Origin of the sequence: Fontibacter flavus (assembly GCF_042432905.1) — a bacterium.
Classification (GTDB): domain Bacteria; phylum Bacteroidota; class Bacteroidia; order Cytophagales; family Cyclobacteriaceae; genus Fontibacter; species Fontibacter flavus.
In genome coordinates this window covers 1-9190 of the sequence record NZ_JBHLWI010000045.1, presented here as the reverse complement: position 1 = coordinate 9190, position 9190 = coordinate 1, and the positions used below count along the sequence as shown (strand labels likewise).

The window sequence follows — 9190 nt, the reverse complement described above, 5'->3', positions numbered from 1 at the left end:
CTGTACCCGGATAGGGTGCCACAAAAAAACTGAATTTTCAGCCTACTGTCTTAGTTGCCTTAAGGCAACTAAGACAGTAGGCTGAAAGAAAGATTAAACCTTAGACACAGTTTAATGAACTATCCCGAAAAATTGATTGAAAAGTTCAGTTGAGCATTACACAAAATGTCAATTTCCCATTCTAACCAGTTTATTTTAGAAAATTTTGAAAATATAATGGTTACAATCAGTTTATTCCGCAATAAAACGGCTAATCAAATTCATTTCTATTTTTGTTATATGTTTTCATTCATTTTTTCTACATTTCAAATTCATTACCAATCTTTCAACCAGTACAAATTAAAGTATGTCCCTTTATTCTGTCATCATTGGATCGGGCAAATACATCCCGGATGTAGTTGTCAAAAATGAAGATTTCCTCACCCGAAGTTTTATCAATGAAAGAGGAGAAAAAATTACAAAACCAAATGAGGAAATAGTACGGAAATTTCAGGAAATCACCGATATCCAAGAAAGGCGTTACCTCAAACCTGAATTAAACACTTCAGATATGGGTTTTTTTGCTGCCAAAGAAGCCATTGAATCCGCAAAGATCGATCCCGAAACATTAGATTATATCATCGTCGCACACAACTTTGGGGATATTCTTTATAATAACCAAAAATCGGATTTGGTACCAGCCCTGGCCTCTAGGGTCAAGCATCATCTGAAAATCCAAAATCCGGACTGTGTTGCCTATGATTTACCTTTTGGTTGTCCTGGATGGGTTCAAGGAGTGATTCAGGCGAATTATTATATCAAATCTGGAGATGCGAAAAGGGTACTGGTAATCGGCTCGGAAAATCTTTCCCGAATAGCTGATCCACATGATATAGACAGCATGATTTATTCAGATGGTGCCGGTGCTGTCGTCTTGGAGGCAGTAGAATCAGCAGAACCTGTAGGTATTATCTGTCATAAAACAAGATCAGATACCTACACGGAAGCACATTTCCTCAAAATGGACATTTCCTATTATCCGGAATATGAGGACAATACCCTGTTTATGAAAATGAACGGCAGGAAATTATACGAATATGCGCTAAATACAGTGCCCAAACTCGTAGTGGAAACCATCAACAAGGCAGGAATTGGCATCCATGACATCAAAAAGGTATTGATCCACCAAGCGAATGCCAAAATGGATGAGGCAATCATACAGCGGGTTTTTAAAATATTTGGCGTAGAAGGTATCGATTCATCAGAGATCATGCCCATGACGATTTCCAAACTCGGCAACAACTCTGTAGCAACTGTACCGATTCTCTATGATATGATTATGAGAGGCGAAATGCCTGATCATCATATACAATCCGGTGATTATTTGGTTTTTGCTTCTGTAGGCGCAGGCATGAATGTGAATGCTTTTGTCTACAAAATGCCTTAAATGAATACTTGGTACATATTAGGATGTACCATGCCCCAAGTACTATGTACAAAGTAGAATCCACTGTAATAGTCAAGTCAGACTACCTGTTAAGTATTCTGAAATATTTTAAAGAATCGCGGAACAAAGCAGAAAATACGTAAGCAAAAAAAATTAATACTAGGAAAAGGGGTATGCTTTAATTTTTGAAAATTAAAGCATACCCCTTCCTGTTTCTTTCATGGTAAATTGTACTTGGTTCTTGGCACATCGTACATCTTGTCCGCCGGGGCGGTTGGTACTTAGCACACAAAAACAGCCTATATAAAAATTCTCCCTTCCATATAGGTCTCGGCCTTTCCTGAAATTGCCACCCTTTCACCCAATAATTCACAAAACAGGTCTCCTCCTCTTGTTGAAAGCTGTTTGGCTGTCAGCCTGTTTTTACCAAGTTTTTCTGCCCAAATAGGTGTCAAAGTAGTATGGGCAGAACCTGTAACAGGATCTTCCGGGACACCAACTTGAGGTCCAAAAAAGCGGGACACGAAATCCACTTTTACCCCTGCTGCAGTCGCAATCACTCCTCTTGCCTGCACTTGGGCTATTTTGGACAAGTCAAATTGGATGTTTTTTATTTGCTCTTCATCGTTGAATACCAACACCACATCAGAATTACCTCTGTAAGCTTCAATTGGCTTTTGAATAAAGCAATCCAACAAGTCTTGGGTTAAGATTGCTTTAGAAACGGTATCAGTTGGAAAATCCAAGGTCAACCCCATTGAAGTTTTTGTGACATTTAAATTTCCTGATCTGAATGAGTAAAAACTGATCCTATCCCCCTGATGTCCTTCATGCTCAAATAACACATGGGACGTGGCTAAAGTCGCATGTCCGCACAAGTCCACTTCAACGGTTGGGGTAAACCATCTGAGCAGGTATCTTCCTTCTTCCTTGACATAAAATGCGGTTTCAGAAAGGTTGTTTTCCAAGGCAATCTTTTGGAGTATATCATCTGATAGCCATTTTTCCAGAGGCACAACCGCCGCTGGATTTCCTCCAAAAACTTTCTCTGAGAAAGCATCAACCTGGTATATTTTCAATTCCATTTAAATCTTGTTTTGTTTTGGAATGCAAATAAAGAAACTATTCTTTTAAAAATAGAACATCATGGTCAACCATTATCAACCATAATTTTTGATTATATCTGAAGCATGACAATAATTACAGTTCTCTGGCATTAAAGGTATCCCCCATGCTTACATCTCCATAATCAAAACCTCGCTTAAACCATCTTGCTCTTTGTGCTGACGTACCATGGGTAAAAGAATCAGGAACCACCCTGCCGGTAGCTTGTTTCTGAAGCCTGTCATCCCCAACAGCACTAGCAGCATTTAAAGCCTCTTCAAGGTCACCAGGTTCAAGTACTCCTTTCACTTTTTGGGTATGATGTGCCCAAACACCTGCATAGAAATCGGCCTGTAACTCCAATCTCACCATCAGTCGATTATACTCTGCTTCCGGAATAGTACCCCTTTTAGATTGGACCTGAGCCAAAGTTCCATCCAGTTTCTGAATATGGTGACCAACTTCATGTGCAATGACATAGGCCTGGGCAAAGTCACCGTGAGCACCCAACTTTTTACCCATATCCTGAAAAAAACTAAGGTCAATATAAACTTTCTCATCCCCAGGACAATAAAATGGTCCTGTAGCAGCAGAAGCGAATCCACAGGCTGAATTGACAGCTCCTGAAAAGAGGACTAAAACAGGTTCCCTGTAACCCTCAAAAAGTTCATGCCAAACATCTTCCGTGTCCGCTAAAACCACAGCCGTAAATTCGGCAAGTTCCTGCTCTTGGGCACTAGGGCGATAATTAGGATCTGCTACTTCTGTATAGGGCCCACCACCTCCAAGAAACTGGGTAATCAAAGAAAGAGGATTGGTGCCAGTCAAAAAGGTAAAAAGTAAAAACAAGCCCACTAATATCAAACCAACTTTTGAAAAAAGAATCTTGATTATTGGTCCTAGTAACATCGGATTGAAACCTCCGCCACCACCACCAAAGTTTTGGGCTTTTTGACCTCTACGGTCTTCAATATTGCTGCTTTTGCGTCTGCCTTGCCATTTCATGATGTCTTGTTTTTAATTGTCTATAATTTAATCAATTATAAGCAAGAGTTGAAAAACTGATCAATAAAAAAACCTTTGATCCCACGAACGCGAGACCAAAGGTTTCTTACTTTATAATTGATTTAATTTGATGAATTACTTTACATCTTTCAACAACTCTTCAATCGCCTTTTCCAATTGTTGGTCTACGCCTTTATCGATTTTACCAGGCATATTTTTCACTTGAAACTGCGGCTTCGTTTCATTGTTTTCCATCCATTCGCCTGATTTGTTTTTGGCAGAAATAGGCACAATACCCCAACGGCCTCCATCAGGTAACATTTCCCAACCTGCAAATGAACAGGTACCAGGAGTAGGCATTCCTACTGTCTTCCCAATATTCAAATCAGTATAACCACAAGCAAAACAATGTCCATCTGAATAATTAGCTTCATTGAACATGGCTAGAGTCGGTTTAGTCCACCTGAATGTAGGTTCATAGCCTACTTCCCTATCTTCATTGGCATATGTGATAAACCGCTCACCTGTAAAGAACATAGCCAAGTCCGCCACAAGGTCTCCTCCCCCATTGAAACGCGTATCCACAATTACACCCTTACGGTCGTGGTATTTCCCCATCATTTCCTCGTAAGTAGTTCTGTACGGACCATCTGACATACCTGGTATATGGACATATCCTAAAGTACCATTACTCAACCTATCTACTTCTTCCTGGTTCTTCTTCACCCATCTCTTATACAGCAATTGGTTTTCCTGACCCAAAGTGATAGGCTTCACTGTTACCTGTTGGCGAGTATTGGTTTTTGGATCAAAAACCTCCAATAAGGTAAACTTATCTGCTTTTCTGTTTAGATACTGGGCTACATCTTTATCAAGGGCAATGACGTCTCCATCAATCTTCTCGATGATCATGCCTGCCTGTAATTTTAAGCCAGCTTTATCCAAAGGACCATCTTTCAGGATTTCTGCAATTTTGATCCCATCTGTCTTGTGACTGTAATCCATGAAAATACCCAAAGATGCTGTGGCGTCAGCCTGCGGTATGCTCCTGCTGAATCTGGCACCAGCATGGGAAACATTCAGTTCACCGATAAGCTCAGAAACCATTTCTGCAAACTCATAGCTATTACCGATATATGGAAGGTATTTCTCATATTGATCAGCCAGCTCATCCCAATTTACGCCATGATAATCAGATGTGTAAAATGCACCTTTAGTCCTTATACGAATGTGCTCAAACATATGCGCTCTCTCTGCATCTGAATCCAAAGTCATTTCACCTGCAATTTTGATGGCTTCTCTTTTGCTGCCATTATTGGTTATTTTTGCAATGCTGCCATCTGACAAGAGATAAAGATTTTTCATTTCCTTGTCCCATTCCAACCTACCAAATCCGGCATCAAGCTTCAGTTCCATTTTGGTTTCTTTGGTTCTCAGGTCGGTACTCCAAAGGTTCATACCTTTTTCAAATCTTGCCAGGTAATACAACTTCTCTCCATCCTTATCGATTACGGCATCACCCAATGCAGAAGAATGAATGGTCAATTTGGATTTTCTCTCTCTCAAGTCATCCCAATCAATCTGAACATCTTCAACCTTTTTTTCATCTTTCTTTTCATCTTTTTTCTCCTCACCGCTTTTACCGGCTTTTTCCACCTCTTTCATCAAATCATAATCTTCCTTGCTCATGCGGAACTTATCAAAAGCCTCTTTGGTAAAGAACATGGCAAATACATCATTCTGAGATCCTCCGCTGGTAGCAAACCCTTTCAGTCCATCTCTGTTGGAGAACCAAATCATTTGCTTTCCTCCATTCACCCATTTAGGTCTACTATCACCATAACCGCTCTGGGTAAGGTTTTCCAGTGGTTTTTTACCTGTTGCATCTAACAATACTACTTCACCGTTTGCCAATGTAGGTCTGTATTCAGCGAGCAACCATTTGCTGTCCGGACTCCAGGTAAAATATTTGTCACCGTCCTGCATGTGGAAAAATTCATCCGGGGTCATCAATGTCACAGTAGATTTTGTAGCTAAATCCAAGACTTTCAAGGTTTTTCTGGCTTCTACATAGGCCAATTTTTTGCCGTCAGGTGACAACTGGGGCAGATAATTGTCATGGTCATTGCTCACCAAAGCTTCTTCTTTCAACAAAGTACTAGCGAAAAAGAAAGGCTCTTCCTTCTCCCTCACTTTTTTGGTCTGGTAAATCTGCCATCTACCATCGCGCTCAGAAGCATAGACAATGGACTTGCCATCTGGCCCAAATTGCACAAAACGCTCTTGCTGTGGTGTGTTGGTTATCCTTTTGGTCAGGGACCCGTCGACAGAGGTAACAAAAACCTCTCCTCTCGCTATAAATGCGATTTCTTTTCCATCGGGCGAGATGGACATTTCTCTTACGCCGCCATTGATGCTGATATAGCTGTCAGAATTGGAAATCGGCTGGGTCTTGATGGAAACTTCTACTTTCTGTGGTTGGCTACCTTCTCTGAAAGTATACAATTCCCCATCGTATGAAAAACTCATGGTACCATTGTCAGCAATCGTCAAAAACCTAACTGGAAAATCCTTCAATGAGGTCAAGGCCTGCTTTTGTGAAGGGTTTTCCAGATTGGTTTTGAACACATTAAAGCTACCGTTTTCCTCGCTCAGATAGTAAATATCATTACCACTTGGTGCAAAAACAGGGTTTCTGTCTTCCCCTGCAAAAGAAGTTATCATTTTATGGGTATTACTGGAAGCATCATACATCCAAATGTCTCGGGTGATGGCAGACTGATGACGCTTTCTCCATTCATTTTCCCCACCTTTTTTGTCATGGTACACCATCCTTTTTCCATCCTTGCTTACCTGGACATACTCAGAAGGAATGGTCCAAACCTGATCTACTCTACCGCCTTTGGCCGACACTTGGTAAAGTTCGGGCTGTGAGCCTGTAGGATATTGTCTATGCTCCGCCAAATCTTGTCTCACGCCACCGAAGATGACCGATTGGTTATCAGTGGAAAAAGAATAAGGCATTTCATCATTTGAATGATAGGTCAACCTATTCGCCTGTCCACCTTCTGCGTCCATAACGAATACGTCAAAATTGCCATAACGGTCCGAGGCAAAGGCAATCTGTTTGCCGTCTTTACTCCAAACCGGCATGAAATCATGGGCTTGATGGAAGGTCAATTGCGTGGCTTTACCGCCTGCAGTGGGAACCAGGTAAAGGTCGCCTTTATAGGTAAATGCTATTTTGGATCCATCTGGTGATATGGCAGGATACCTGAGCCATTTTGGATTGTCCTCTGCCATGGAAATGCTGATCATTCCAATGAAGAACAATGTCAAACAAATTTTTATCAATTGCATAACGTATCTAAATAGTTTGCCCGAAAATAGCCAAAATATTAGAAGTTACATATCAAAAAATTACAGGATGAAGCACTACTGGATTGTTGGTCAATTCTTAGATTTTAGTGCTTTAACTGTAGTATTATGAAGCCTGAAATTTTTAGAGTTCGTAAATTGAATTTACGATTGGGGTTTATAGCATTATTCAGCTGATCCTATTTAACCTTTGACTACTTGATTAGAAGAAATAGCCTTTGAATATTTGATTGAACTGTTTACTTAACACCTTTTGCTCAAGAGGCTCTTTTTCAGCCAATAATGATTTTTTATAATAAGCTATCTGGCTGGTTTCTTTGTCTAAAATCAACACATAAATATTGGAATATGCCTTTACAGGAACGGGGGCATACATACCCATAGTTAAAATGCCAATGCCTATGGATTTGGCCACTTGACCGCCCATATTTCCCTTTCTTCTTGTAAAACCGGACAAATATGAAAGCATGACATAGCGGCTATTGTTTTCTTCCATGATTTGATACAAGAGCGGCGGGATTTTAAGGTTTGGGGATGTTTTCCTATTGTCTGCTTTTACAAACAAATCTTCTACCTCACTTTTATAAAATGCTTTTTCATGGTCAGAAATATCAGCTATCATTTTACCTATTGGTATTCTTCCTTGATTTGCCGCTACCAAATCCATCCAAAGTGCTTTGGAAATCTGACCAATTGAATCACTGGGTTCGGATTGATTTCCTTTATTGATAAGGGAAATGTAAGTAACAGGTTCTAGAACCAACAATTGATTGATTTGATCGGCCGGAATAATGGGTAATGAATTCTTGCTTTTTTGAGCAATAGCTCCGAATGAGCAGAAAAATAGTATCCAGTAAATCAGTAGTTTCTTCATAGACTAAATTCCAAGTTGATGGTCTCTAATCTATGAAGAAAATCAATGTACCTATTGATTTAACAATTAAATTTTTTTGTGGTTCTTTGATTTAAATTTCAAAGAATTCAACCAATCCTTTTTTGTGGTTGATATGATGGGTATGAATTCCCACACTTTTTGCGCCTTCTAAATTAGCAAGAAGATCATCAAAGAAAAGTACCCGATTTGCAGGAATTCCAATATCACTGAGTGCTGATAAATAAATCGCTGGATCAGGTTTTGCTAGTCCCATTTTATGGCTAAGAAAAACCTTGTCGCAAAGCGTATTGATGGAACTTATTCCAGTTTGTTCCTTTAGTAACTCGTCAAATTTATCGATATGAATCTCATTGGTATTGCTGAGTACGGCCGTGCCGTAGATTTTCCGTAATTCATTGAGCAGGTCAATCCTTTCACGAGGAATATCTTTTAAAAGACTGTTCCAAACATGGTCAATCTGTGCATCAGTAAAATCTTCCTGAAACATCAGTCTGATTTCATTTCTAAATTGCTCAGAGGTGATTAATCCCCTTTCATAATCCTTGTGAATACTAGAGGGAAAAAATTGATTGGTGAGTTCAAATTTATGTTCAGGAAGTAGTTTTTTTAACTCATTGATACTGAAATCATAATCAATATCAATAATAACATTCCCTAAATCGAATATTAAAAAATCGATATTTTCAAGCTTTTTCATGATAAGGTTGGTTGTATAATTAAAACCAAATATGTAACATTGCAGTCCCATTTGCAAGGCGAAGTTTTAAATTTAATCTTAGCAAATGTGTCGGGCCTATAGCTCAGCCGGTTAGAGCATCTGACTCATAATCAGGGGGTCCCTGGTTCGAGCCCAGGTGGGCCCACCCCCAAGCCGCTTAGGTATTCTAAGCGGTTTTTTTCATTTTTTAGGAAATGGTAAAGTCTTTTGTATATATACTCTATTCAACAAAGCTGGATCGGTTTTATACTGGAATCACAACTCTTCTTGTGGAAGAAAGATTTGAGAATCACCTTCAAAAGCGCTTCGGAAAACTCAACTTTACACAGAAAGCCGATGATTGAAACTTATTCTGGAGCATGGAATGTGAATCTTTTCAACAGGCCAGAAATATCGAGCTTCATATCAAAAAAATGAAGTCAAAAATCTATATCCAAAATCTTTTAAAATATCCTGAAATAGGAAACAAACTGCTATTAAAATATAAAAGCATCTGACTCCCCCGAAAGCTTTCGGGGCAGGGGGTCCCTGGTTCGAGGGTCGTGTACTGAAATAGGTTGACACAATTTAATTAAAAATTGTAAACCTATAATCGGACAAAATGCAAGAAACAGAAAAATTCTCTGAAGACGCTAGGAGAAAAATCGTTACCGAAGTGCTATCA

The 9190-nt window shown here is 39.5% G+C and carries 7 protein-coding genes and 1 tRNA gene; 3 read left to right on the top strand and 5 right to left on the bottom strand.

The window, feature by feature from the left end; translation table 11 throughout:
* Positions 1–346: 346 nt before the first annotated feature.
* A complete protein-coding gene (locus ACFFIP_RS15965; protein ID WP_382388706.1) occupies positions 347–1426 on the top strand; it encodes a 3-oxoacyl-ACP synthase III family protein in 1080 nt (359 codons plus the stop codon).
* Positions 1427–1725: 299 nt separating this feature from the next.
* On the opposite strand, the gene ACFFIP_RS15960 is transcribed toward ACFFIP_RS15965, so the two are convergent.
* The 5 genes from ACFFIP_RS15960 to ACFFIP_RS15940 all read right to left on the bottom strand — a co-directional run bounded on the left by ACFFIP_RS15960 (position 1726) and on the right by ACFFIP_RS15940 (position 8505).
* Positions 1726–2511 (bottom strand): PhzF family protein, encoded by a 786-nt coding sequence (locus tag ACFFIP_RS15960; protein WP_382388705.1) that lies wholly within the window; start codon positions 2509–2511, stop codon positions 1726–1728.
* A gap of 115 nt (positions 2512–2626) precedes the next feature.
* Positions 2627–3535, bottom strand: a complete 909-nt coding sequence (gene ypfJ / locus ACFFIP_RS15955) for a KPN_02809 family neutral zinc metallopeptidase (RefSeq protein ID WP_382388704.1) — start codon at positions 3533–3535, stop codon at positions 2627–2629.
* A 135-nt stretch (positions 3536–3670) separates the two neighbouring features.
* Positions 3671–6895, bottom strand: a complete 3225-nt coding sequence (locus tag ACFFIP_RS15950; protein WP_382388703.1) for a S41 family peptidase — start codon at positions 6893–6895, stop codon at positions 3671–3673.
* A gap of 220 nt (positions 6896–7115) precedes the next feature.
* The gene (locus ACFFIP_RS15945) at positions 7116–7787 is read right to left on the bottom strand and encodes a hypothetical protein (RefSeq protein WP_382388702.1); all 672 of its coding nucleotides are present in this window, start codon (positions 7785–7787) and stop codon (positions 7116–7118) included.
* A 91-nt stretch (positions 7788–7878) separates the two neighbouring features.
* Complete coding sequence (locus ACFFIP_RS15940; protein ID WP_382388701.1) at positions 7879–8505, bottom strand: HAD family hydrolase; 627 nt, start codon at positions 8503–8505, stop codon at positions 7879–7881.
* 92 nt (positions 8506–8597) lie between these two features.
* Between ACFFIP_RS15940 and ACFFIP_RS15935 the strand changes: the two genes are divergently transcribed.
* Both ACFFIP_RS15935 and ACFFIP_RS15930 read left to right on the top strand, forming a co-directional pair.
* A tRNA-Ile gene (locus tag ACFFIP_RS15935) sits at positions 8598–8671 on the top strand.
* Between the two features lie 49 nt (positions 8672–8720).
* The gene (locus ACFFIP_RS15930) at positions 8721–8870 is read left to right on the top strand and encodes a GIY-YIG nuclease family protein (RefSeq protein WP_382388700.1); all 150 of its coding nucleotides are present in this window, start codon (positions 8721–8723) and stop codon (positions 8868–8870) included.
* Positions 8871–9190 lie beyond the last annotated feature (320 nt).

Coding starts and splice junctions, on each gene's coding strand:
- ACFFIP_RS15965 (WP_382388706.1), top strand. CDS start 347: ATGTCCCTTTATTCTGTCATCATTGGATCGGGCAAATACATCCCGGAT.
- ACFFIP_RS15960 (WP_382388705.1), bottom strand. CDS start 2,511: ATGGAATTGAAAATATACCAGGTTGATGCTTTCTCAGAGAAAGTTTTT.
- ypfJ (WP_382388704.1), bottom strand. CDS start 3,535: ATGAAATGGCAAGGCAGACGCAAAAGCAGCAATATTGAAGACCGTAGA.
- ACFFIP_RS15950 (WP_382388703.1), bottom strand. CDS start 6,895: ATGCAATTGATAAAAATTTGTTTGACATTGTTCTTCATTGGAATGATC.
- ACFFIP_RS15945 (WP_382388702.1), bottom strand. CDS start 7,787: ATGAAGAAACTACTGATTTACTGGATACTATTTTTCTGCTCATTCGGA.
- ACFFIP_RS15940 (WP_382388701.1), bottom strand. CDS start 8,505: ATGAAAAAGCTTGAAAATATCGATTTTTTAATATTCGATTTAGGGAAT.
- ACFFIP_RS15930 (WP_382388700.1), top strand. CDS start 8,721: ATGGTAAAGTCTTTTGTATATATACTCTATTCAACAAAGCTGGATCGG.